We start from the raw sequence: 24,329 nt of genomic DNA, 5'->3' as shown, positions 1-24,329 counted from the left end.
AAATTTAATAATTCAACATTGAGATATATAAAACCTTTATAAATGAAAGTAAGGATTTGAGCAGAAAGTAAAGAAAATATATGATAACGCTTTAAATTTGTTCACAAAATGTTCACTTACGAAGAGGTTTCCACAATCGATATAATGACAAAGACTCAAAGAGAAAGGATGATAAAAATTGCCAACAACAAGAAAGGAAAACCTCCAATTTGGTATGATGATGTGCCTTGGAATGGTTATTGTAATGACGTTTTATAATTTATTACTGAATGGAGCAGGAGGGCCAATTCATATTAAGGAGATCGCATTAGAACTAATAATTGGATTCATTATTGCATTATTAATTGAAATATGTATCGTTGGACCTTGTGCGAAAAAACTTGTATTCATGTTACCGTTTGATAAATCGAAGAAAATAAATATTATAGTTACGATGGCGACAGCTATGGTAATCGGAATGGTTTTCTTTATGTCTTTTTACGGAATGGCTATGATGTATTTGCATAATGGGTTGCATGGTGAATCATTCGTTTCAATGTATTTCTCAATTTTTATTAAAAACTTCATTATGGCGTATCCATTACAATTAATTATTATGGGGCCACTTGTGCGTTTTTTATTTGGAAAGTTTGTTTTGAAGAATAAAACCGTTAATATAGCGTAGATAAAAACGATAAAACTTTATATTAGAATAAAACACATCTCAAATTTTTTGAGATGTGTTTTTTAATGTTCACTCGGAGTTATTTTCATACTGATGTGACATTTGTCCTTTTGCCTTTATAGGATTATAGCTTTTAATTAAGTCAGAAATAGAAGATTAGGAGATGATTTTTTGAAAGGCGTTGTATTTGCTATTTTAGCTGGCGTATTTATTACACTTCAAGGTACATTTAATGCAAAACTTAGTTCACATATCGGTATATGGTCAACGAGTATTATTACGCATTTAATTGGATTCTTTATTGCTACAACTGTATTTTTGTTAAAGAAAGAAGAGAAAGTAGCAGATTTAAAGGATGTGAAAAAAATATATTTAGTAGCTGGTGCACTTGGTGGGTTAATTATTTGTGCAGAAACAATATCAATATATTCAATGGGAGTTACGTTAACAGCTGGAACACTCATGGTTGCTCAATTATTAACAGCAACTCTAATTGAAATGAAGGGATTATTTCAAATAAAAAAGATACAGATGGAGAGATATCATATTGTGGGAACAATAGTAATGATTATAGGTATTGTTATATTTAATATGTAAATGAAAGGAGGAAATGAAAATGGAGAATAAATCAGATTTAATTATCCATTATTTGAAAACTAATAAAATGCTTGAAATTTTTTCAGAGATAGATACAGCTTATTTTCAAGTAAATCATTTTGATAAAGGTAAGTTTATATGTAATATAGATGACGCAATGGATCGTTTATATTTTGTTGTTAAAGGTAAAGTAAAAGTTTATACGATTACACCAGAGGGGAAGAAACTGATCCTTCGTTTTATCAATCCATTGGCGGTTGTTGGTGATATTGAATTCATACAAAATAGCAAAGCGCATAATGTCGTTGAAGCTTGTTCAGATGTTATAGCCATCTCTATTTCTCATGCTGTAATTAGAAATAAGTTATTACATGATCCTATATTTATGAACTTCTTGCTTGAAAACATTGCAAACACATTAAAAATATCGACTCGTTTTACAGCACTTAATTTACTTTATCCAGTAGAAGTACGTGTAGCTAGTTATTTACTTTCTATTTCTACTGATAGTAATGGGAATATGTATAAAAAAGATTTGGATGCAACTTCGATATCAAGTATTGCGGATTTTATAGGAGTAAGTTATCGGCACGTAATCCGGGTGTTACAAAAATTTTATAAAGAAAAATTAATTGAAAAGAGAAATGGAGTTATTGTAATTAAAGACTTTTTTAAAATGAAGGAAGTTGCTAAAGATAATATTTATGAGTAATGAAAGGGAGAGGAAGATTTTGATTGGATTTAGTTTAGCTATATTAGCAGGAATATTAATTAGCTTACAATCTGTTTTTAATACGAAAGTGAATGAAAATGTAGGGCAGTGGTTAACAACTACATGTGTTCTTGGAATAGGTCTTATAAGTTCAGTGCTATTTTATATCATTACAGAGAAAAGTATAAGTGTTAATTTTTACACTACAAATTATTTGTTTTATGTAAGTGGGTTGTTTGGTATCGGATTAATTATTTGTATAATGGGTGCAATAAAGAGCTTAGGTCCAGCATATACGGTGCTCATTAGTCTCATAACTCAATTAGTAGTTGCGTTATGTATTGATACATTTGGATTATTTGGAATGGAGAGAATTCCATTACAAATAAATAAATTAGTTGGTATAGGTCTATTAATTATAGGGATAGGAATTTTTAAAAATCTTTTTTCGAATAAGAAATCTATTAAAATAACTGGGGATGAGATTTAAAAAATATAAAGGAAAGGTGTTAATGATCTGATTAAATATTTATGCAGTAGAGAATGCCTTACTTATATGCCCTGTTTGTGAAAGTTTTATATCTATTCAATAAAAAAACATGAATTAGCAATTAGCATAGTTGAAAAGCAGAGATCGATATGTCGAGGTCTTCTTTATTTATATTGTTTTGAGGTTATATGAACTTAAATATAGGAGTATAAGAAGTGGCTTTAGGCAAGAAGAATATGACCAAAAACAAAATATTACTAAACATACGTAACTAATGCATGCAATGTCTTTTTCAGTTATTATGTTGTAAATAATTTTATGTTAAAATCTTTTACATAATGAAATAAAGGGGTAGTATTCTATGGGTTATTTCTCAAATAGTTTATTAGTTTTGTTTGTTCTTATCGTCTGCAGTTGTATGATTTTTGGTTGATAAAATAATGATAGATTTATATAAAAGAAGTTAACTGATGTGAGGTTAACTTCTTTTTATTTTATGTTGAGAAGGAGTTATTTTGTTCTTATGGAAGTTTGTTAAAGGTAATTTTATGAAATACAAACAAACGATAGGATAAGGAGTATTTACATGAATAATAGTATAAATTACACAATGGAACACCCGACAGATTTCAATGAATTATTAGTCTTATATGAATCTTTAGGATGGAATTCTCTTCAATTAACGGTTAACGAGTTAGAACAAATGTGTAAACAAAGTTGGTATGCAATTTATGCTTTTGATGATAAGAAGTTAGTAGGGATGGGGCGTATTATATCAGATGGCGTAATAACTGGCGTTATTTGTGGTGTTTGTGTATTGCCAGAGTATCAGTCCATTGGTATTGGAAAAGAAATAGTAGAAAGATTAATCCAGCACTGTGAACAAAACAAGGTTATTCCCCAACTTATGTGTGTAAAAAAATTGCAATCTTATTATGAATCTATAGGGTTTGAGGCATTCTCTATTGGGATGACAAAAACTATTAAAAGATAGTGTGGCTTTATATTTTCGGTGTAGTTGTGCATATTTTCAAACTTCATCATAAAGGAGACGGACTATATGGAGATTGCTAAAGGGGTAGAAATGTTACAACTTGAGTTTCAAGAATTTATTATTCACCCAATTCTTTTATGGGATGATGAAATGGCAGTGTTAATAGATACTGGTTTCCCTGGACAATTTGAAGATATACAAATAGAGATGGAGAAAGTTGGGGTATCTTTTGATAAGCTAAAAGTTGTGATTTTGACACATCAGGATTTAGATCATATAGGTAGCCTTCCTGATTTATTGGAGAATGGTGTAAGCGATATTAAAGTTTATGCGCACGAGCTAGATAAGCCATATATTGAGGGAGAGTTACCTTTATTGAAAGATGGAAATGTAGAGAATCCACCAAAAGGAAAAGTTAGTAATACGGTGATAGATGGGCAAGAACTTCCGTATTGCGGTGGGATACTAATTCTACATACCCCAGGACACACTCCAGGTCATATTAGTTTATATTTGAAACAAAGTAAAACCCTTATTGCAGGAGACTCGATGTATAGTGTGAATGGAAAGTTAGGAGGAATTCATGCCCCAACAACTTTAAATGTTAAGGAATCACAGCAGTCTTTAAAGAGGTATTCAAATCTAGATATTGAATCGGTAGTTTGTTATCATGGGGGATTAAGTAAGGAGAATATAAAGATTCAAATTCAAAATTTGTAAAAGTTGAAGAGGAATTTTTTGTTAAACTGTGCTGAAGTATAATCTAATTAATAGTTAATAAATAATAAAAGAGCATGTTTGAAAAAAATTCAAACATGCTCTTTTATTAAATGAAATCTATTTAAGATTAACGGCCTAACCCGTTCCAATAAAAAGAAACGATTTCTTGGGCTAATTCATCTATATTTGTAAGAATAGGATTGTGATTTTCATCTTTAAAATTCCCAATTGATAATAAAGATACGAATGCATGAGCCGCAAACGTAGCGTTTCCTCTTGGGATTTCTCCAATTTGCATTGCATTATCAAGTGCTTTTTCTAATACTTCATACATGTTGTCTTCAGCATTTTTTAATTGTTTCAATTGTTCTTCAGATAATGATAGTTTTGCATCTTTCATAAAATTCTTCATATCAATATCCATCGTTGCGTGTAAGTAGACTTTAGCGAAGTCCAATAATCTTTCTTTTAAAGTCTTATTTGTAGAAAGGATTTGAGACATATTTTCGCGTATACGTACCATCATTTGAATCATAGTAGCGGTAAATAAATCTGCTTTTGTTGAATAGTAATAGTAGACGGTTGCTTTCGTAACACCACAAACTTTTGCAACTTCATCCATGGAAACGACTTGATAATTTTGAGTAAGAAATAGTCGAGTTGCAACTTCCAAAATGGTTTCTTTTGTAGATTTTGTATTTTTATTTTGACGAGGCCTTCCGAGAGGACGTTGTTTTTGTTCCAAATCCATTCGCTCCTGACATGTATTGTTGAGATAATTATAACACAAAGTTTTATTCATTCTTGATTAATTAACCAACCAGTATATATAATTAATGTTAGAGGAAAAAAGGAAGGTGGGTTTTTATGAAAAAGCACCCGTTACATATGTTAGGGAGGCTTGTAGCAGGGAAGCATACACAGTGGATAACTTTATCGGTTTGGATTCTTATTACATTATTACTTTCATTTACATTGCCACAAGTAAACAGTACGAAAGAACCGAATCCGAAAAATTTACCTGAAACAGCTATGTCGCAGCAAGCGGAAGCACTTATGAAAAAAGAGTTTCCGAATAATGCAGGAAATCCTTTGTTAGTAGTATGGTATAGAGATGGTGGATTACAGTCACAGGATTATAAACTCATACAAGACGTTTATAAAGAATTAAAGGCCAGTCCTTTAAAGGAACAATCAACGTTACCACCATTTGATACAATTCCGGAACAAGTATTATCAAAAAGTGCATCAAAAGATGGTACATCATTTGTTACACCAGTATTCTTTAACAAGGCTGCTGGAACAGATATATTAAAAGGAAATCTTGATGATTTAAGAAACATAGTGAATAGTAAGGTCGATGAAGATCCATTTAAACAAAAAATAAGTGATTCTGGTTTACATGTTCGATTATCTGGACCTGTAGGCATTCAAACAGATGCAGTTAGTTTATTTAGTCAAGCAGATGTGAAATTATTAATTGCCACTGTACTACTCGTATTAGTCCTATTAATTTTACTGTACCGTTCACCAATTTTAGCAATTTTACCTTTACTTGTTGTGGGCTTTGCATACGGTATTATTAGTCCTACACTCGGTTTTTTAGCTGATCACGGATGGATTAAAGTAGATGCCCAAGCGATATCAATTATGACAGTATTATTGTTTGGTGCTGGAACGGACTATTGTCTATTTTTAATTTCGAGATATAGAGAGTACTTGCTAGAGGAAGAAAGTAAATATAAAGCATTGCAACTTGCAATTAAAGCTTCTGGCGGAGCAATTATAATGAGTGCGTTAACTGTTGTACTTGGATTAGGAACATTATTACTCGCTCATTACGGTGCCTTTCATCGATTTGCGGTACCATTTAGTGTTGCTGTATTCATAATGGGAATTGCTGCTTTAACAATTTTACCAGCGTTATTATTAATTTTCGGTAGAACTGCATTCTTCCCATTTATACCGAGAACAACTTCAATGAATGAGGAATTTGCAAGAAAGAAAAAGAAAGTCGTAAAAGTTAAAAAATCAAAAGGTGCCTTTAGTGAAAAACTTGGAGATGTTGTAGTACGAAGACCGTGGACAATAATTATGCTCACTGTATTTGTTTTAAGTGGATTGGCTTCATTTGTACCACGTATTCAATACACATATGACTTATTAGAATCATTTCCGAAAGATATGCCTTCACGTGAAGGGTTTACGTTAATTAGTGATCATTTTTCAGCTGGGGAACTAGCACAAGTAAAAGTTGTTGTTGATACGAAAGGAAAAGAGCTTCCTATTAAAGAAGAACTAGAGAAATTTTCTTTTGTAAATACAGTAAAAGACCCAAAAGAGGGTAAAGAAAATAAGCAAATACAAATGTATGAGGTTTCTTTAGCTGAAAATCCATACTCAATTGAAGCGTTAGATCAAATCCCTAAATTGAAAAGTAGTGTAGAAAAAGTATTAAAAGATGCTGGGATTAATAATGTTGAAGATCAATTGTGGATTGGTGGAGAAACAGCGTCACTATATGACACAAAACAAATTACGGAACGTGATGAAGCAGTTATCATTCCAGTAATGATTAGTATTATAGCTTTATTATTACTTGTTTACTTACGATCTATTGTCGCGATGATTTATTTAATTGTAACTGTTGTATTATCGTTCTTCTCGGCACTAGGAGCAGGATGGCTATTACTTCATTATGGTATGGGAGCGCCAGCCATTCAAGGTGCGATACCGTTGTATGCATTCGTATTTCTAGTTGCTTTAGGTGAAGATTATAATATCTTTATGGTTTCTGAAATATGGAAAAACAGAAAGACACAAAATCACTTGGATGCAGTAAAAAATGGCGTTATACAAACAGGTAGTGTCATTACATCAGCAGGTTTAATTTTAGCAGGAACTTTTGCAGTGTTAGGTACACTTCCAATTCAAGTTCTTGTTCAATTTGGTATCGTAACTGCAATTGGTGTACTACTAGATACCTTTATTGTTAGACCATTACTTGTACCTGCGATTACGGTCGTTTTAGGACGCTTTGCTTTTTGGCCAGGAAAACTTTCAAGAAAAAGTGAAGAAGTACAAAAGGTGGATGCATAGTTAAGAAAGCCAAGGATACTTTCCTTGGCTTTCTTCTATGTAGTTTATTAATTTTTTGAAGTCAAATCATCAGTTACAGCATGATCAGCATCTTCAATAGCAGTTTCTGGCATTCCGTATAAGCCATTCATTGCTTGTTCTTCTACATTAAGGTTTACAGTATTATTATTTTGAATAGGTGTATTGTTTGCGATAGCATTATCTTTTTTATTTACATTTTTGTCATTCATGTTTGAATCCTCCAAACGTCAGTTGATTTATTAATAGTATGTGGTTGGATTCCAAGAAATATGTGAATGGATTTTTGCAGATGTTATATAATTAAATAAAAACTTGAGGATAAATTTAAATTGTAAGGAGTGAAAAGTTGTGGTGAGAACAAGAAAGTTAGCCTTCTAAAATAAAATGAAATTTTAGGAGGCTATTACAATGAGGTTTCATATAATTGACAGAGAAAATTGGAATAGAGAGCAGTATTTTGAACATTATTTAAAGTTGAAATGTACGTTTAGTATGACTGTGAATGTTGATATTACGAGGTTATTAAAGGAATTAAATCAAAAGGGAATAAAATTTTATCCCGTTTTTATATATTTAATTTCTAGAGTATTAAATAATCATAAAGAATTTCGAACATGTTTTAATGATGAAGGAGTTTTAGGTTATTGGGAGGAAATGACACCAAGTTATACAATCTTCCATAAAGATGATAAATCTTTTTCAAGTATATGGACGGATTATTCTAGTGATTTCCACATTTTCTATAAAAATTATGAAGAAGATATGAGATGCTATGCTAATGTTCATGGTCTTTTCACGAAAGAGAATATTCCGCCAAATGCTTTTCCTATTTCTAGTATACCTTGGGCTAGTTTTACTGGATTTAATCTAAATATTAATAATGATGGTGATTTTCTATTACCGATAATAACTTGTGGAAAATATTTCACTGAAGAGAATAAGGTTATACTACCAGTTTCATTGCAAGTCCATCATTCGGTTTGTGATGGGTATCATGCGAGTCGATTTATAGAGGATTTACAGGAGTTAAGTAATAGTTGCAACGAGTGGCTAAAGTAATATCTAATTTTTAATAATATACAATTAAAAATAAATAAAAGAAGAGAACATGTTTATATTGCATGTTCTCTTTTTTATTCATTAATACTAAGTAACAGTGGAAAATATAGGTTGATTTGTAGTTTAATAGTAAATGAAGTGATTGATTTTAATTTTCTTTATTTTATAACTATACGGTTCGCAAAACTTATTATCTTGTAACAATGAAGGAGAAAACAAAAATGACAATAATATCTATAGAAAAAGCTACAATTTTAGATGCTGAAAAGTTAACAGAAATAATGACACGAACATTTAATGAAGAAGCAAAACATTGGCTAAGCGATCAAGGTGATGTCATTGACTATAACATCCAACCACCAGGCTATTCTTCAGTTGAAATGATGAAATATTCGATTGAAGAACTCGATTCTTTTAATGTGATAATGGATAAAGAAATAATCGGGGGAATTATAGTTACGATCTCTGGTAAGTCATACGGTCGAATTGATCGTATTTTTGTAGATCCTGATTATCAAGGAAAAGGAATTGGATCACATGTTATTAAATTAATAGAAGAGGAATATCCAAGCATAAGGATTTGGGATCTCGAAACATCCAGTAGACAAATTAATAATCATCATTTTTATAAAAAAATGGGCTATGAAATAATTTTTAAATCTGAAGATGAGTATTGTTATGTAAAAAGAATAACTGTAGAGTCAGCTAAAGAGAAACTGATTAAAAATAATGATATGAAAAATAGCCAATATGAAAACTGTAATCTAGCAAATACAGAGTATTATCAAGTGAATTTAAAAAACAGTTCCTTTGTTGGTAGCAATATGATGAATATGAAGATGAGTAATTGTAATGTAAGTCAATCAAAGTTTAGAAATATAAATTTAAAAAGTTCTTTATATGCAGATTTAAATCTTTCCGGTAGTAAATTTTCTTTTGTGACTTTAGGTGGAGTTCATTTTAAAGATACAAGCCTTGGAGAAGATAAACTTCCTATTTCATTTAATAGATGTGATTTGGAAGGTAGTACGATAAGTAATAGTAATCTAAAAAATATGGAAATAGAAAATTGTGATATAACTGGTATGAAAATAAATGGTATTCCAATTGAAAATCTGCTTGAGTTATATAATAAAGTGAAAAATTAACCCGCATCACTATGTAGATAAGCTGGTCGTAATTTGGATATTACACCGAAATAATTGTGTAAAAATAACATAAAGAAATATAGAAGGAAAGGGGTTTCAACCAGGGGTCTAGAAGAATAAATGTATTGTTATGAATATGGAGGGGAGAAAATATGGAGATTAAACTAAGAGCGGTAGAAATACAAGATGCTAGAGCAATTCATCGTATATGCATACAAGATGATGTTTTACCTTATATGGTTTTCTTACCTAGTATGCGTGTAGATGCGATGGAAAATAGAATTCGTAATTTAGCGCCAAATCAATTTGAATTTGTTGCAGAGTATGATGGAGAAGTTGTTGGATTTGTTGGGTTAACCCAAAGCCCAGGACGCAGATCTCATTCGGGTGATTTGTTTATGGGGGTAGATAGTGAATATCATAATAAAGGCATTGGGAAAGCGCTTCTTACAAAAATGCTTGATTTAGCTGATAATTGGTTAATGTTAGAGCGAGTAGAGCTTGGTGTTTTAGCAACGAATCCGAAAGCGAAATCTCTATATGAAAAATTTGGATTTGTAGAAGAGGGAATAAAAGTAGGGAATTTGAAGGCTCACGGAAAGTTTATTAATGAAATTATGATGAGTCGTTTTAGACCTGATGGTTTAATCATACATAATAGATAGTGAAAAGCATGACATTATACTGTCATGCTTTTTATTTGTTAGTTGTTGTTAGGCAGTTTTGGTTGCACTAAAAATAATGCTAAGCCAATAAAAATAACTGTAATGCCTAGTCCTTGTTGAAAAGAAATAGTCTCATTTAATATAAAGTACGCTAGTATACAAGTTCCAATCGTTTCTCCTAAAATACTCATAGAAATAACAGTAGCGCTCATCCATTTTAGTAACCAATTGAATATCGTTTGACCTAAAATCGTTGCAATGAAAGCTAAGCCAATAAAGCACAACCAAGTTTGTGTAGAGTAATGGATGAAAGATTCTTGCTGCATGTAGGCAAATATACCGAGAAAACAGGCGCTACTTCCATAACTAATTACCGAATACGGAATAAGTAATAAATCTTTACGAACATGTTGGCTAATGAAAAAGTAAGTGGTAATAATTCCGGCCGCAATAAAGGCTAAAATATCTCCGTATAATGCTTCTCCGCTAATTTGGAAGTCTTGCCATCCGATGACGATACTTCCTGAAATAGCGATGAGGCAACCAATAACCGCTCCTTTCGTAAATCTCTCTTTAAATAGAAAGTAACCACCAATCATTGAAAATAAAGGTTGTAACGTTACGATAACTGTAGAACTCGCTACAGAAGTATATTGTAATGATTCAAACCATAGTACATAATGTGCAGCTAAAAATAGCCCGGATATGAATCCGAATCCCCATTGTCTTCTTGTTACTGTTTTTAGCTCGTTACGATTATTTTTATTAAATAGTAATAACGGTAATAGAATCAGTGCAGCAAAGAATAATCGATAAAAAGCAATGATAGCCGCAGGAGCATCTGCCAATTTTACGAAAATTGCTGAAGTTGATAGGGCGAATACGCCGAAAAATAAGATGCAATATGAAAGAATAGGCGATTTCACAGTTTGTCCCTCCGATACAATGTTTATTATAATAAAATTAATACGATATAATGTACAAAGGTAAGTATATAAGTCCTTAAGGCGATAGGAAAGGATTATTTGCCTTTGTTTACTATGTCAGCACAAAGACAACGAAATATGCAATATGATGAACGAAAGGAAGGTTTTACTATGATACATGATAGACTCGGACAAACTGTATTAAGTTATCGTAAGAAAAATAATATGACAATTCGTGAATTTGCTAATTATGCAGGAATTAGTACTTCACTAATTAGTCAAATTGAACGAGGATATGCGAATCCTTCTTTAAGTGTATTGGAATTAATTGCGAAAGCATTAAATGTACCGCTATTTACACTTTTTATTAATGAGATTGATACAGATTCACTCATTTCTAAGAAAAAAGATCGAAAAAAAGTATATCGAGAAAATAATGATCACATTGTATATGATGTATTAACACCGGATTTTATGAAAGCACGTATTGAAATGCTAATGATGGATTTAAATAAACAAGCAAACACAACGGAAAGTCACTATTCACATGAAGATAAAGAAGAGATTGCTGTTGTTATGAAAGGAGAAGTGTATGTGGAGTTAGAAGGAAAAGAATATTTTTTAGAAGAAGGCGATGTTGTACGTATTCCGCCAAATGTGAAACATCGCTTTTTGAATAAAAGTGATGAATCCAATCATATTTTATTTGTATTGACACCATCTTTAGGATGAGTATTAAGTGATTTTTATTACGGGGGAAAAATAGATGGAAAATAAAACTGTTTTAAGAGATGGTCTTTCAATTATTTCTCAGTGTAAAAAACAAACAAATGATATTTGGCATGCGCATTTCGGAGCAGCTGCAATTGCTAGTTATTTTTTCATGAAAGATAACAATATGGAAGAAGAGATCACTCATAGTATGTATTCCCAATCAAAAATGATGTTGAACAATCAAAACTTAGGTGAAATCATCGATAGTAAAGAAGAAATTGATTTTCAAAGTGCTGAAAAACGGATTATAAAATCATTGGAGCATACAATTGATGAACTTCATTGGGTGGGGCATAATGTCATTTATGCTGCATTAAGTTTATTAGCTATAAAAGAGTTACAAAAATGGGGGAATAATCAAGCAATTGAAGGGATTACTAACCTTATATTATCGTTTCGAAAAACAATTCCTGGTAGATCGTGGATTGGTTTTACGACGAAGGAAGTAAAACAATTAAGTATAAACGATGAGATAGAAAGTGAATTCAAAAATCCGAAACAATTATCTAAGTTTATTTTAAAGGAGCTCTCGCAATTTAATATTATTTATAGAGCGGAAGCGCATCATGATTTAATTGGTCATTTGCTTACTTTTTCTCATGCAATTAATATTATGTATGATTTAGGGCATAGAGATATATTCCAACGAGGGATACGTCCACTGTTAAAACTAGTATACGTGTTACGTGCTAGTCAATATCTTATGCCGAATACTGAAATTAACTTGCACTCACCTATAGATCGTTTACCTTTAATCGAATCAAAACGTGCTTATGTATTACCAACAGAAAATCAATTTTGGCTAAAAGACTATAGTGCGTTTGATTGGGATTTCGGGCATGTTTTTAAATTCTCATATAGTTATTTTGATCATATAAAGAGAGCTCCAGAATATAAAGATATTACATTAGAGAAATTCCGATTTGTTATTAATACATAATGAAGTCTAATGATCTGTATAAAGGGTTAAATTTAAATTTTTTTGTTGATAGTATATTATTTTTTTATTTGTAAGATTTTACATGCTTATTTTACTTTTACTAATTATGTAAATAGGCTATACTAAAATACATATATTTTAGTATTGGAGAGAGAAGTAAAACGACATGGAATTAGTGAAATTGGAAAAAGTCATTGAAATAAAGAAAGAAGAACTTTTATATTTAGTATCGGATTACGGAATTCAACATGAAAAAGTATTGGCATTAAGTCAAGAAATAGACAAATTGATTAATTACTTTATGTTTTTAAAATAAAAAGAACTATGGCATGATTTGAAAATGTTATAGTTCTTTTTTATTTGGAAATTCAGATGTATATTCTATATACTGATAATAGATAGAATATTCTGTTTTGAAGGAGGGAGATATATGATATTACATACGCACATTTCAGGCGAAGGGGAACCAATTATGCTTTTACACTCTGGTGGAATGACAGGTTTAGTAGAGTATGAAGAGCAGGTAGCATTTTTTCGAGAAAGAAACTATCAAATCATTCGTCCTGATTTAAGAGGACATGGAAGATCAGGGGGGACGTTGGAGAATTATTTCCTACGATCTGTAAAGGATTTACATGATACGTTAGTACATTTACAAATTGATAGATGTCATATAGCTGGTGTTTCACTAGGAGGATTAGTCGCTTTATTATTTGCAAAAAAATATCCAGATAAAGTGAGAACATTAACTTTTTCAGGTATTTTTCCGGTTAAGAGAGAAAATTGGGAAGAGTCTCAGGAGTATGAAGCAAAGTGTCATCAGGAATTGATGGAAAATAAAGAAGTTGTAACGTATATGAATGAAATTCATGAGAAAAGTGACTGGAAAGCATTACTTGAATCGTGGCAAGTTAAAGATTGGTACCCATTTGATGAAACAGGTGATGTAGCTAATCTTCAAATACCTACACTTTGTATTGCTGGGGGAGATGCAGAAGATGAAGTTACAGCTACTACAATGTTCAAACAATTAAACGATAATATTTATATTGCTGTTATTCCGTTTGCTGGTCATTTAGTGCATAACGATCAACCAGAAATATATTCGAATATATTGTCTAATTTCTTACAGAATGCACAAGCTGCTAGTCGAATATAAGGACTTTTGGGTATAATAATAAAGGAATTATTAATTGTATCGGTTAGGAGCGCAGCACATATGAAAACAGTTGTTGTTATCGGTGGAGGTATAACGGGACTTTCTACTATGTTTTATTTAGAAAAATTAAAAAAGGATAATAATATCGATTTAAATTTAATCCTTGTAGAAAAAGAAGAGTACTTAGGTGGTAAAATCCATAGTGTAGAAGAAAAGGATTTTATTATGGAATCAGGAGCGGATTCTATCGTTGCTCGTAATGAACATGTTATGCCGCTTGTAAAAGATTTGAATTTAGAAGAAGAAATGGTATATAACGAAACGGGTATTTCTTACATACATTCTGATAATACTTTACACCCAATTCCATCTGACACTATATTTGGGATACCGATGAGTGTGGAGTCTTTGTTTAGCAGTACGCTAGTATCAACGAAAGGGAAAATTGTTGCTTTAAAAGATTTTATAACGAAAAATAAAGAGTTTACAAAAGATACTTCACTTGCTGTATTTTTAGAAAGCTTTTTAGGGAAAGAGTTAGTGGAAAGACAAATTGCTCCGGTGCTTTCAGGAGTATATTCCGGTAAATTGAATGAACTTACTATGGCATCGACATTACCGTATTTACTGGATTATAAAAATAAATATGGAAGTATTATTAAAGGTTTTGAAGAGAATAAAAAACAGTTTCAATCAGCAGGAAACAAAAAGTTCGTATCATTTAAAGGTGGACTATCTACGATTATTGATCGTTTAGAAGAAATGCTGACTGAGACAGTCGTTAAGAAAGGCGCTGTAACGACTGCTGTAAGGAAACAAGGTGATCGCTATGAAATCTCCTTTGCAAATCATGAATCAATCCAAGCTGATTATGTTGTTTTAGCAGCTCCGCATGATATCGCAGAAACTTTATTACAGTCTAATGAGTTAAACGAGCAGTTTCATACATTTAAAAACTCATCTCTTATAAGTATTTACTTAGGATTTGATATACTTGATGAACAATTACCGGCGGACGGCACAGGATTTATCGTAACGGAAAACAGTGATTTACATTGTGATGCGTGTACATGGACAAGCCGGAAGTGGAAGCATACATCGGGAAAACAAAAGCTATTAGTAAGAATGTTTTATAAGAGTACAAATCCAGTATATGCAACGATTAAAAATTATAGTGAAGAAGAATTGGTACAAGTCGCTTTATATGATATTGAAAAGAGCCTGGGGGTTAAAGGGAAACCAGAAGTAGTTGAAGTTACAAATTGGAAAGATTTAATGCCGAAATATCATTTAGAACATAATCAAGCTGTTCAAATATTACAAGAAAAAATGACGGATCTTTATCCTAATGTATACTTAGCTGGAGCTTCATATTACGGTGTCGGAATTGGTGCGTGTATTGGAAATGGGAAGAACACTGCAAATGAAATAATTGCAACATTAAATGAATCGTCAAACTAACATAGTATAAATAAATAAAATGTCCCTCCAGTATATTGGAGGGACGTTTTATTTATTTCACTTGAATTGAAATTTTTTTATTAGTTGTATTATTCTCAGTAATCGTTAATGCTATGTTCCCAGATTCTTTAAATGAATAGGATGAGAGTTGATAAAGCTCTTTTATGCCATGTTTCTCTTTTAATTTATTGGCTGGAAGTGATGTTATGTTCGGTTTCCATGTTTCCTGTTTACCCGAAGGATAGTTAACTATTATTTCTGGATTATTTAATTGCATTACTTCCCAAGAGGCAAAATGTAGTTCAACTTCTGTATCTTTCTTTAGTAATACTTCTGAGAAATATCCAAGCTCTCCGACATTACCGAAAACAGTAAAGTTTTGATTTTGTAATGTGATATCTAAATGTTTAGGTTGATAGGTTGCTGCGTGATAGATTCCATATGAAAGCGAAAGAGTGGAAGCGATTAACATGCCGATTGAAAATGTCATAAAGCTATTACCTTTAAAACTAGTCATCATGAATGAATTTGGGGCGAACTTTTTTGCAAATAAAAATATGAGTAATATGAGTAAGAGGGATAAACTGATGAATATATACATAGAAAATATACACCTCCATAAAAAACATATTTTAACTATATTTTACCATGAATGTATGGGGGAGGGTGTTGTTTTAGCGGGGAAAAGTGAGCAAGGAATCGAAAGTATAAGACATCTTATTACGAGCGGAGTGATGGAAATGAAAATAATACAATTAATTTTAAAACTAGAGTGTAAAGAGATGATCATAGTATTTTGATCACCTCTTTATTTTTTCTAATCATGCAAAAGCAAGAAGGGTTATTTTTAGTTCGTATTGAATTAAGAGGATAAGCTTCTCTAGAAATATTTGATAAATGGGACATTGAGGACTTTCCTAATTATAAATACTTTTTCTGCTATAATAAATGAGTAGAAAGAAAGGAGTGATCCTGTGGCGTTTCCTATATTAGAAACAGAACGTTTGCGTTTAGTTGAAATAGAACAATCTTATTGTCAAAAAATATATGAAATCTTTTCATTGGATGAAGTAACGTGTTATTACGGTATGAATTCTTTTACGGAGTTTGGACAAGCTTCACGTATGATTGAATCTTTTTCAAAAAATTACTTTGAGAAAAAGGCAATACGATGGGGGATTGTATTAAAAGAAACAAATACTTTAGTGGGTACAATTGGATTAAATAATTTACAACTATGGAGTAAACGATCTGAAATTGGATATGACTTACATCCTCGTTATTGGGGGAATGGTTATGCGTCAGAAGCGGCTCGAGAAATTATTCATTATGGATTTCGAGATTTAGGCTTATTTAGAATTGGAGCTATTACATACCCTGAAAATGTTACTTCTTGTAAAATGTTATCTAAAATAGGCTTTCATAAGGAAGGGTTATTACGTGGATATATTCATCAAGGAAATAAGCAACATGATGCACTATTGTATTCTATAGTTCGAACGGATGTAGAGGATATAAAGTGAAACTTTAATCAGTGGGGGTTTTCTTCATCCCCCACTGATTATTAGTTGAACCAATCGGACTTTTATGGGCAGTTGATCCCCCACCTAAATTCTTTGCTTTCGCTGAATTTTGAGGTGGGGGTCTTACTGCCCATTAAAGCGGGATAAATTTATAATAAAAAAACCCTCTTATAAAAGAGGGGTTAAGTGAAAATTAACCTATTTTAGGTAATAAACGTTCTCCGCTTTTCATGCTACTTTTACATAAAGGGCATTTAGGCTCTTCTTCAAATGAAAAATTCTTTCTCATCCATCCTAAACAATCCTCTGATTCACATTCCCAGACAGGGGTTTGTTCTGGTGGTACTTCAGCTACATCGTTCTTTCGATTGCGATACATATAACCACTCCTTTTATGTAAAAAATTTTAGTTATATATTAAAAAGGTTGTTAACCGAGCTGGTAACAACCTTTTTATTGTTTGAATTATAGCTTTACAACGTTTTTAGCTTGAGGTCCACGGTTACCGTCTTCAACTTCGAAGCTAACTTCTTGACCTTCGTCAAGTGATTTGAAGCCGTCGCCAGTGATAGCTGAGAAGTGAACGAATACGTCGTTACCGTCTGCAACTTCGATGAAACCGAAACCTTTTTCGCTGTTAAACCATTTTACTTTACCTGTTAATGTCATGGTAATGCCTCCTAAAATTTAAAAAGATTACAATATGATCGGCCTTATTTGAATGAAAAATAAAAGTTCACATATTATCAAACACCCATAAGGAGTACAAAATAATCCTGATTGATACTTGATAATATGCAAAGGAAATATGGTGTTAAATTGACCTTAATTACTATCTTACAACAAATGGTGGGAAATAGCAAGTGCTGGTAATACCAGTGAATAATCTTGGTGATAATAGTAAAACGCACAAAGTCATCTCTTTTATTTATATATTATTCCAAATTTAGGTTTATGCTAAACTGAGAACATTTTTCTTGGGATTTTTGTCACGTCCTTTTTATTTGGTTTTCTTCAATTGCTAAATCCAGGTATTACAATTCTTTCAATATCTAATGTAATTTTAGTTGGTGTAGCTGCCTTTATTCAATTTTTCTTCCACAGAAACTAACGAAGAGCCATATTTTAAGTATTATGAGGAAATTCATTGTATAATTTTACTAACTTATTAAAAATACTGGAGGGAACGGATTAATGAAGAAGTTCTATAAGATAAATGAATCAAAAGAGAACAATGATAAACCACATTCAGTAACTGAATTTGAAAATATAACAAATAAAGAATTTCCTTATTACCAAAAAGGAAGCAAATATGCTTGTTGTGAATTTTGTGGAAGTGTTGTGAGCATTACAAATGGAGCAAATAATAATTCTTGCTCTAATGCCACTCGCGCTATGTACGCTAAACATACTTCCCTGAAGGATGGTCTTCCATTCGATCCTGATTATAAAAATTGTATAGGATATTCAGGAAACGCGGGAGGTTGGCAACAGATTTTCACTCAAGAAAAAGGAGTATTAAAAAATCAAAAACTGGAAAACTATATAAATTCCCACAAGGTCGATATTGCAAAAGAACTTTTTGATTTAATTGGCATCCGCTTCTCAAATACTAGTGGAGTAAATAATCTTTTTAATGAAATGTATGAATCTTTCACAGCAAATAAGGGTTTATATGTTAAAAAATGGTATCCGTCAACCGTACCATTTTTGTTAATGCAGAGAACATCAAACCTAAATTTTTGGGGATATATAGTAAATGATGCTATTGTGCAAGAATTAAAGAATGAAGGAATTGAAATTGATGGGAATCAATTTAAAGAATCTGATTATCAAATAAGTTTTGATTTGAATAAAGATGATTTTCCGACGCATATTATTGTTAGGTTGCTAGATTCAAAGGGGAATTTTGTCGATGTTTCAAAATGCTCATTGAATAAAATATTTGAATAAGTATTTTTGAGCTAATAGCTGAGTTCATTATGCCACCTTAAGGGTGGTTTTTTTATGTTGTTTTGTAAAATATATTTTACATTTGTTGAGTTTTTTGTTGGTGATTTTCCCTAAAATTATTATAATCTATGTAGTTAGATAAATTCATGCACAGCTTTTTCTTATAATGTAGTCTTTGTTATTTAATCTTTCTAACCCACTCAAAAAGCGAAAAGAAACGCCATTCCTACCGCTTGATAAGGCTTGAAAAATTGTGAAATTGTTCCAGTATTTACTCTATAAACTTATCAGGAGTTTCAAAGTAGCGAGCTGTACACCCATAGAAATTATTATAGCAAAACAAAAAAAGGGATTCCCTGAAATTTGGAAGTTACGTTGAAATTATTTTTATTTCTGTCGATTTCTCGTTATTCTCAATCAATTAGGATTTAATTTAAAAAATAGTCGGTGCCAATAATAGAAAGGAGTTTTAGATTCAAGGATTTAATTCAGAAAATAAAATCACTCGAATATCTTTCAATTCTTTTTTATAAGCTTTATTTGCATATTGATTTGTATAGACAATTTTTTATTATACAATGGATTTAATAGTAAAGAAAGCGAGAACCGATGACAGAACAGATTCAAAAAATTGAAAAGGCCAAATGCTTACTTGGACATAATGAAGAAAATTGAAGAGCATGAGGATTTAATCTTTGAATTTCAGCGTAATCACGGGACAATCACAACACTACTGACTGACCTTGTAAAACACACTGATGATGCTATGATTGAAATCAATAATATGCACAGGCTTATTGAAGGAAATAACTTGAAATAGAGAAAAGGCCGCAACAACGGGCTTTTTGTTTGCTTTATATTGAATTGAGCCTTAGTATAATTATCACGACAATCATGCTTTCTATCGCTTCAATTGTTTTATGGAGACAGTTATGGGGTAGAAAAGAGAAACAACGAGATTTAAGTTAATGAAAGTGGGAGAAACTATGGGGATTATAGCGTTTGAGGGAGCGAGTGCGGTTGGTAAGAGCAGCACGTGTCATGAATTAGAAAAAAATTATGGTGCATACATTATACCTGAAGTGAATTTTTTATTTGAAAGACCAAAAAACGAACATAGAACATGGTATTTTGAAAAACAAGTAGAGCGCTGGAAAATAGCAGTGCAAAAGTCAGAGCAATATGAATTAGTAATACTTGATGGTGATATTTATCAGCCACTTAGTTATAATTGGTGTTTCCATTTTGATATATTTAATCAGCCATTATCTTTAATAGAAAACTTTTATAAAGAAAAGCTGATCAATAAGGAAATTGGTTTTCCTGATCAATATTTTTATTTATATACGAATGATGAAGAACTTAGAAAACGGAAAGAATTTGACGAGACAAAAAGAAGAAGAAACTTTGAAAAACATTTACATATATCAAAATCGTTTCAACGTTATTATGAAAATTTAAATGCTGTTACAGATGGGTATTGCAAAATGATTGATGCGAAAAGTGTAAAATCGAATGAATTAGAAATTGTGAAAAGTTTAAACAGTTTAAATGTGTGTGAAGAGAGACGTTTTGATGTTTCGAAGTTAGATGCGATTACGAAGTGGTTAAAAGAGCATCGTGCATAAAAACAACGAGTGCCTTATAAGGTACTCGTTGTTTTTTTATGTATTATATATTGATTTTAAAATTTGTAAGTTCGCTTTTTCATTTTTCTTAATAGCATTTGCATATTTAGCTAGAAAGAGCTGAGAAGGATAAACCGGTAGTTCACCACAAATGTCGATACCATAAACATTTTTATTCCTAATAAGAGAATGTAAACATTTTAATAGTGTAGAAAGTTTCATATGTCCTTGATCCCAATTTGTAATAGTTACTTTTGAATCTAAAACATCTTTATCAATGCTTACATATATAGTATCTGTATGAATATGCGAAAGTATCGTATGTGTAGATACTTCATAAGTTGTATCTATCGGGAATACTTCTACGCATGAATAATCATTAGAATGAATGGTTAAAGAAGAAGGTCCGATAATAATTACTTTCTTTAATTTCGGGTTATTTTGAAGTGCGAATGATACCCATGAACCGCAAGAAATAAGAGTATGTTCATTTTCTTCTTTTAAGTTCATGTCAGTGTGATGATCAAATAAAATAAGGCTAAATGGTTCATCTATTTCTTTTAGTAGCAAATAAGATACATAATGATAATTTCCAGAACCGATAAAGGTGATTCCTCTTTGCTTTCTACGATATAACTCCCGTTTTATTCGCTTTAAAGAAGGAGTCTCGCAATACAGGTTTGAGTGCTCTAAATGACTAAAATCAATATCTTCATGTGAATAAGAATGAAGTTTATTTTGTAATAAATATGTATCGTCAAAGTTTAAAAAAGTTAAACCGCTATACAATAAACTCATATTTATTCATCTCCTTTATATGTAGGCTAGCATATATTTTTATAAAATTAAAACGAAATGCTTAGAGATGGATCTGCATTTGAAAAAGATGGGTATTTTGACGGAATAATCTTTCAATTTATAAAGAAAAGAAATATAATATAAGGAAATGTATATATGGTTCAAGAAATAGAAAATACGAAATGGGATGTGTGGGAGGAAACAAGCAAGATGAAAACATTTTTTAAAATAATAGGTATTTTAGCTGGTATGGCGGTAATTGGCGTAGGTGTAACATATGGTATGCTGTATTATCTAAATAATAGTAAACCAGCTGCGAAAAAGGCATCACCAGCTGCTCCGGCAGCAGAAGTACTAGCTGATAGTAATGTAAAAGCTGAAGATGCAAAGCTTTTAGAAAATGGTAATCATTCATTACCGAATAGTGGTTTTAATAAAAATTTTAAGTGGACAGATGAAAACATACAGACAGCATTACATGAAATGGCACATCAAAAAACGAAGGCTGATCAAAAGTGGGGCTATATTTTTATCACACAAGAACGAATTGAAAGTTTACTTGATATTGTAAAGAGTAATGATCTAGTACAAGGAAATACATATGCAGATATATTAGAGAGATGGAAACAAGGAAAATATGAAAAGATGGATGCGGATCACAACAAGATTTGGAAATTACAAAGCGGGAATTTAGGCGAAGGAAAAGGATTAATGTCAGAAGCGGAACAAAAAGAGTTAATTAATCAAGTGTTTATGCAAAAAGGTACTTATTCAGGCAGTAAATTAATTGCAGATGGGGGACAGACTAATAAATAAGATACTATTGGAAGAGAGTAAGTGCTTATTAGGCAGTTACTCTTTTTTTGTGCACCTTTTAGTCCCGCTCTAGTAAGGAAAGAAACGATTGTAAAACGGGTGAAATCCATCTAGATTTATGATAGATTACATGGCTTTGAATAACTGTTGAAGTTTCGATAGGCTGAAAACAGAGTTGTTCTTTTTGACAACTTTCTTGTACAACAATGTAAGGAAGAATTGAAATTCCTAACTCACACATCACAGATTGTTTAATGACTTCAACGTTGGAAGTTTCAAATGTTTTAGCTGGAATATTTCCGCTTTGACGTAAAAACCGATCTACCATCGGTCTATAGCCGCAGCTTTGTTCTGTAAAGATAAATTGAGTATCATTTAGTAAACAAAATGGATTAGAGTGTGTAGAGTAATGGGGAGGTAAAATCCATCCAAATGCTTCATTACAAAAAGTACGCGTAATAAAATCATTATGTTCCATACTTTCTCCAATTATGAAAATAACATCTGATTCTCCTTCACGTAGCTTATTCATTGCTTGTTCGTTTGTAGTTGTTTCCAGTACGATATTTACTTTCGGATTCTCCTGTTTGTACATACGTAATAATTGTGGTAATCGGTACACTGCTAATGATTCGTTAGATGTAATCGTTAATGTTCCCTCTAAATCATCACTATTTTGAGGGATTTCTTGCGCTTTTTCATAAATAGCTAGTAATTCTAGGGCATAAGGATGAAATTGATGACCTGCTTTTGTAAGAAGTACTTTTTTCCCTAATCGATCGAATAGAGGGAGACGTAAATCGTTTTCTAATGCTTTTATATGCGCTGTCACAGTAGATTGCGCATAACCTAACGCATGAGCAGCTTTAGAAAAACCACCATACTTAATAATCGCACAAAATGTTTTAACATGTCTCATTTCCATAAGCAATCCCTCTTTTATTATCATGATTTGTGAATGATTATATCACGTATTTCAATTTTCCAAATGATTAAATCCTTTATAAAATTAAATTGTAGGAATATTCATTTAAGTGATATTGGAGGAGAAAAGATGATCAAAAAGGGCTATCATATAGCTGTAGTTGGGGCTACAGGTGCAGTAGGGCAGAAAGTTATTGAACTGTTAGAAAATGAAATGAAGTTTAATATAGTTGAAGTTACATTGCTTTCGTCAAAACGATCCGCTGGTAAGGTAGTACAATTTAAAGGACGAGAGATAATTATACAAGAGGCAAAAATAACTAGTTTTGAAGGTGTTGATATTGCCTTTTTTAGCGCTGGAGGAGAAGTGTCTAGACAATTTGTTAATCACGCAGTCACTAGTGGTGCCATCGTAATTGATAACACAAGTGAATACCGAATGGCGCACGATGTACCGCTCGTTGTTCCAGAAGTAAATGCGCACACTTTAAAGGAGCATAACGGTATCATAGCAGTTCCGAATTGTTCAGCATTACAGATGGTAACGGCTCTTCAGCCAATACGAAAATCATTTGGTATAGAACGAATTATAGTTTCAACGTATCAAGCTGTATCAGGATCTGGAATTCACGCGATTCATGAATTAAAAGAACAGGCTGAGTCTATGCTTACAGGTGAAGAAGTAAAGAGTACTATATTACCAGCGAAAAAAGATAAAAAACATTATCCAATTGCGTTTAATGTACTTCCGCAAGTAGATATATTCACAGATAATGATTTTACATTTGAAGAAGTAAAAATGATTCAAGAAACGAAGAAAATTTTGGAGGACCAAAACTTGAAAATGGCAGCTACTTGTGTGCGTGTTCCGGTCGTATCCGGGCACTCAGAATCGGTTTATATAGAACTTGAAAAAGAAGCGACTGTTGCAGAAATAAGAGAAGTGTTGCTGGATGCACCAGGTGTTGTACTGCAAGATAATCCTAGTGAACAGTTGTACCCAATGCCATTATATGCAGAAGGGAAAATAGATACATTTGTCGGGAGAATTAGAAAAGACCCCGATACACCAAAAGGATTCCATCTTTGGATTGTTTCCGATAATTTATTAAAAGGGGCCGCTTGGAACTCGGTTCAAATTGCAGAAACGTTGGTGGAAGAGGGGATAATATAGTATAGGTAAATTAGGAAACTGTTAATGATTACAGTTTCCTAATTTTTATTTTATAATTGTTTTCTTTATTCCAGCCAAATTTGA

At 31.9% G+C, this 24,329-nt stretch carries 28 protein-coding genes and 1 pseudogene; 21 read left to right on the top strand and 8 right to left on the bottom strand.

Going from position 1 to position 24,329, the window contains the following annotated elements; all coding sequences use genetic code 11:
* Window positions 1–178 precede the first annotated feature (178 nt).
* The 6 genes from JDS82_RS25370 (at window position 179) to JDS82_RS25345 (ending at window position 4,177) form a co-directional block, all read left to right on the top strand.
* On the top strand, window positions 179–664 hold the full coding sequence (locus JDS82_RS25370; RefSeq protein ID WP_199714139.1) for a DUF2798 domain-containing protein: 486 nt from the start codon (window positions 179–181) through the stop codon (window positions 662–664).
* Window positions 665–835: 171 nt separating this feature from the next.
* A complete protein-coding gene (locus JDS82_RS25365) occupies window positions 836–1,261 on the top strand; it encodes a DMT family transporter (RefSeq protein ID WP_199714138.1) in 426 nt (141 codons plus the stop codon).
* A gap of 19 nt (window positions 1,262–1,280) precedes the next feature.
* The gene (locus tag JDS82_RS25360; RefSeq protein WP_048563045.1) at window positions 1,281–1,973 is read left to right on the top strand and encodes a Crp/Fnr family transcriptional regulator; all 693 of its coding nucleotides are present in this window, start codon (window positions 1,281–1,283) and stop codon (window positions 1,971–1,973) included.
* A 19-nt stretch (window positions 1,974–1,992) separates the two neighbouring features.
* Window positions 1,993–2,463, top strand: a complete 471-nt coding sequence (locus JDS82_RS25355; RefSeq protein ID WP_048563044.1) for a DMT family transporter — start codon at window positions 1,993–1,995, stop codon at window positions 2,461–2,463.
* Between the two features lie 586 nt (window positions 2,464–3,049).
* On the top strand, window positions 3,050–3,457 hold the full coding sequence (locus JDS82_RS25350) for a GNAT family N-acetyltransferase (RefSeq protein ID WP_074651058.1): 408 nt from the start codon (window positions 3,050–3,052) through the stop codon (window positions 3,455–3,457).
* A gap of 66 nt (window positions 3,458–3,523) precedes the next feature.
* Entirely contained in the window at window positions 3,524–4,177 is a 654-nt protein-coding gene (locus tag JDS82_RS25345; RefSeq protein WP_048566437.1) for an MBL fold metallo-hydrolase, read from the top strand.
* Window positions 4,178–4,304: 127 nt separating this feature from the next.
* Here JDS82_RS25345 and JDS82_RS25340 read toward each other — a convergent pair whose 3' ends face one another.
* Window positions 4,305–4,928 (bottom strand): TetR/AcrR family transcriptional regulator, encoded by a 624-nt coding sequence (locus tag JDS82_RS25340; RefSeq protein ID WP_074651059.1) that lies wholly within the window; start codon window positions 4,926–4,928, stop codon window positions 4,305–4,307.
* 116 nt (window positions 4,929–5,044) lie between these two features.
* On the opposite strand from JDS82_RS25340, the gene JDS82_RS25335 reads away from it, so the two are divergent.
* The gene (locus JDS82_RS25335; RefSeq protein WP_048566435.1) at window positions 5,045–7,276 is read left to right on the top strand and encodes an MMPL family transporter; all 2,232 of its coding nucleotides are present in this window, start codon (window positions 5,045–5,047) and stop codon (window positions 7,274–7,276) included.
* Window positions 7,277–7,323: 47 nt separating this feature from the next.
* Here the strand turns inward: JDS82_RS25335 and JDS82_RS25330 are convergent, their stop codons facing one another.
* Complete coding sequence (locus JDS82_RS25330; protein WP_000998381.1) at window positions 7,324–7,506, bottom strand: DUF4021 domain-containing protein; 183 nt, start codon at window positions 7,504–7,506, stop codon at window positions 7,324–7,326.
* Window positions 7,507–7,705: 199 nt separating this feature from the next.
* Here JDS82_RS25330 and catA point away from each other — a divergent pair, with 199 nt between their 5' ends.
* The 3 genes from catA (at window position 7,706) to JDS82_RS25315 (ending at window position 10,169) form a co-directional block, all read left to right on the top strand.
* Window positions 7,706–8,356, top strand: a complete 651-nt coding sequence (gene catA / locus JDS82_RS25325; protein ID WP_001210946.1) for a type A chloramphenicol O-acetyltransferase — start codon at window positions 7,706–7,708, stop codon at window positions 8,354–8,356.
* Between the two features lie 221 nt (window positions 8,357–8,577).
* Window positions 8,578–9,504 (top strand): GNAT family N-acetyltransferase, encoded by a 927-nt coding sequence (locus tag JDS82_RS25320; RefSeq protein ID WP_064056535.1) that lies wholly within the window; start codon window positions 8,578–8,580, stop codon window positions 9,502–9,504.
* 152 nt (window positions 9,505–9,656) lie between these two features.
* On the top strand, window positions 9,657–10,169 hold the full coding sequence (locus tag JDS82_RS25315) for a GNAT family N-acetyltransferase (RefSeq protein ID WP_000403554.1): 513 nt from the start codon (window positions 9,657–9,659) through the stop codon (window positions 10,167–10,169).
* Window positions 10,170–10,207: 38 nt separating this feature from the next.
* On the opposite strand, the gene JDS82_RS25310 is transcribed toward JDS82_RS25315, so the two are convergent.
* Complete coding sequence (locus tag JDS82_RS25310; RefSeq protein ID WP_199714137.1) at window positions 10,208–11,095, bottom strand: DMT family transporter; 888 nt, start codon at window positions 11,093–11,095, stop codon at window positions 10,208–10,210.
* Window positions 11,096–11,266: 171 nt separating this feature from the next.
* Between JDS82_RS25310 and JDS82_RS25305 the strand changes: the two genes are divergently transcribed.
* From JDS82_RS25305 to JDS82_RS25285, 5 genes are all read left to right on the top strand, one after another.
* The gene (locus tag JDS82_RS25305) at window positions 11,267–11,827 is read left to right on the top strand and encodes a helix-turn-helix domain-containing protein (RefSeq protein WP_000581042.1); all 561 of its coding nucleotides are present in this window, start codon (window positions 11,267–11,269) and stop codon (window positions 11,825–11,827) included.
* A gap of 34 nt (window positions 11,828–11,861) precedes the next feature.
* On the top strand, window positions 11,862–12,809 hold the full coding sequence (locus JDS82_RS25300) for a hypothetical protein (RefSeq protein WP_000428951.1): 948 nt from the start codon (window positions 11,862–11,864) through the stop codon (window positions 12,807–12,809).
* Between the two features lie 166 nt (window positions 12,810–12,975).
* Window positions 12,976–13,125: an aspartyl-phosphate phosphatase Spo0E family protein gene (locus JDS82_RS25295; RefSeq protein ID WP_000424361.1), complete on the top strand. Its 150-nt coding sequence runs from the start codon at window positions 12,976–12,978 to the stop codon at window positions 13,123–13,125.
* 114 nt (window positions 13,126–13,239) lie between these two features.
* On the top strand, window positions 13,240–13,968 hold the full coding sequence (locus tag JDS82_RS25290; protein ID WP_000600638.1) for an alpha/beta fold hydrolase: 729 nt from the start codon (window positions 13,240–13,242) through the stop codon (window positions 13,966–13,968).
* A 60-nt stretch (window positions 13,969–14,028) separates the two neighbouring features.
* A complete protein-coding gene (locus tag JDS82_RS25285) occupies window positions 14,029–15,429 on the top strand; it encodes a protoporphyrinogen oxidase (RefSeq protein ID WP_061672484.1) in 1,401 nt (466 codons plus the stop codon).
* Window positions 15,430–15,481: 52 nt separating this feature from the next.
* Here the strand turns inward: JDS82_RS25285 and JDS82_RS25280 are convergent, their stop codons facing one another.
* Window positions 15,482–16,030, bottom strand: a complete 549-nt coding sequence (locus JDS82_RS25280) for a hypothetical protein (RefSeq protein WP_002108316.1) — start codon at window positions 16,028–16,030, stop codon at window positions 15,482–15,484.
* A 373-nt stretch (window positions 16,031–16,403) separates the two neighbouring features.
* On the opposite strand from JDS82_RS25280, the gene JDS82_RS25275 reads away from it, so the two are divergent.
* Window positions 16,404–16,952 (top strand): GNAT family N-acetyltransferase, encoded by a 549-nt coding sequence (locus tag JDS82_RS25275; protein ID WP_000885384.1) that lies wholly within the window; start codon window positions 16,404–16,406, stop codon window positions 16,950–16,952.
* A gap of 193 nt (window positions 16,953–17,145) precedes the next feature.
* On the opposite strand, the gene JDS82_RS25270 is transcribed toward JDS82_RS25275, so the two are convergent.
* Together JDS82_RS25270 and cspD are read right to left on the bottom strand one after the other, a co-directional pair.
* Entirely contained in the window at window positions 17,146–17,331 is a 186-nt protein-coding gene (locus JDS82_RS25270) for a cold-shock protein (RefSeq protein WP_000286202.1), read from the bottom strand.
* Between the two features lie 86 nt (window positions 17,332–17,417).
* Window positions 17,418–17,621, bottom strand: coding sequence for a cold-shock protein CspD (cspD, locus tag JDS82_RS25265; RefSeq protein ID WP_000176365.1), 204 nt, complete (start codon window positions 17,619–17,621; stop codon window positions 17,418–17,420).
* A 301-nt stretch (window positions 17,622–17,922) separates the two neighbouring features.
* Between cspD and JDS82_RS30265 the strand changes: the two are divergent.
* From JDS82_RS30265 to JDS82_RS25250, 3 genes and pseudogenes are all read left to right on the top strand, one after another.
* A pseudogene (locus JDS82_RS30265) lies at window positions 17,923–18,033 on the top strand (CPBP family intramembrane glutamic endopeptidase); the annotation flags it as partial.
* Between the two features lie 113 nt (window positions 18,034–18,146).
* Window positions 18,147–18,905 carry a hypothetical protein gene (locus JDS82_RS25260; RefSeq protein ID WP_048566430.1) on the top strand — a complete coding sequence of 253 codons (759 nt, stop codon included), beginning with the start codon at window positions 18,147–18,149 and terminating at the stop codon, window positions 18,903–18,905.
* Window positions 18,906–19,891: 986 nt separating this feature from the next.
* The gene (locus tag JDS82_RS25250) at window positions 19,892–20,533 is read left to right on the top strand and encodes a hypothetical protein (RefSeq protein WP_000511260.1); all 642 of its coding nucleotides are present in this window, start codon (window positions 19,892–19,894) and stop codon (window positions 20,531–20,533) included.
* A gap of 36 nt (window positions 20,534–20,569) precedes the next feature.
* Here JDS82_RS25250 and JDS82_RS25245 read toward each other — a convergent pair whose 3' ends face one another.
* On the bottom strand, window positions 20,570–21,331 hold the full coding sequence (locus JDS82_RS25245) for an arginase family protein (protein ID WP_000055488.1): 762 nt from the start codon (window positions 21,329–21,331) through the stop codon (window positions 20,570–20,572).
* 210 nt (window positions 21,332–21,541) lie between these two features.
* On the opposite strand from JDS82_RS25245, the gene JDS82_RS25240 reads away from it, so the two are divergent.
* The gene (locus tag JDS82_RS25240; RefSeq protein WP_033658853.1) at window positions 21,542–22,147 is read left to right on the top strand and encodes a PRK06770 family protein; all 606 of its coding nucleotides are present in this window, start codon (window positions 21,542–21,544) and stop codon (window positions 22,145–22,147) included.
* A gap of 58 nt (window positions 22,148–22,205) precedes the next feature.
* Here the strand turns inward: JDS82_RS25240 and JDS82_RS25235 are convergent, their stop codons facing one another.
* The gene (locus JDS82_RS25235) at window positions 22,206–23,072 is read right to left on the bottom strand and encodes a LysR family transcriptional regulator (RefSeq protein ID WP_000425871.1); all 867 of its coding nucleotides are present in this window, start codon (window positions 23,070–23,072) and stop codon (window positions 22,206–22,208) included.
* Between the two features lie 129 nt (window positions 23,073–23,201).
* Here JDS82_RS25235 and JDS82_RS25230 point away from each other — a divergent pair, with 129 nt between their 5' ends.
* Window positions 23,202–24,245 (top strand): aspartate-semialdehyde dehydrogenase, encoded by a 1,044-nt coding sequence (locus tag JDS82_RS25230; protein WP_000591693.1) that lies wholly within the window; start codon window positions 23,202–23,204, stop codon window positions 24,243–24,245.
* Window positions 24,246–24,329: the final 84 nt, after the last annotated feature.

The sequence above is a fragment of the Bacillus cereus group sp. N14 genome (assembly GCF_016483555.1).
GTDB classification, from domain to species: domain Bacteria; phylum Bacillota; class Bacilli; order Bacillales; family Bacillaceae_G; genus Bacillus_A; species Bacillus_A wiedmannii.
Note: the sequence above shows the minus strand (reverse complement) of the source record. Positions and strands in the feature narration are given on the sequence as shown.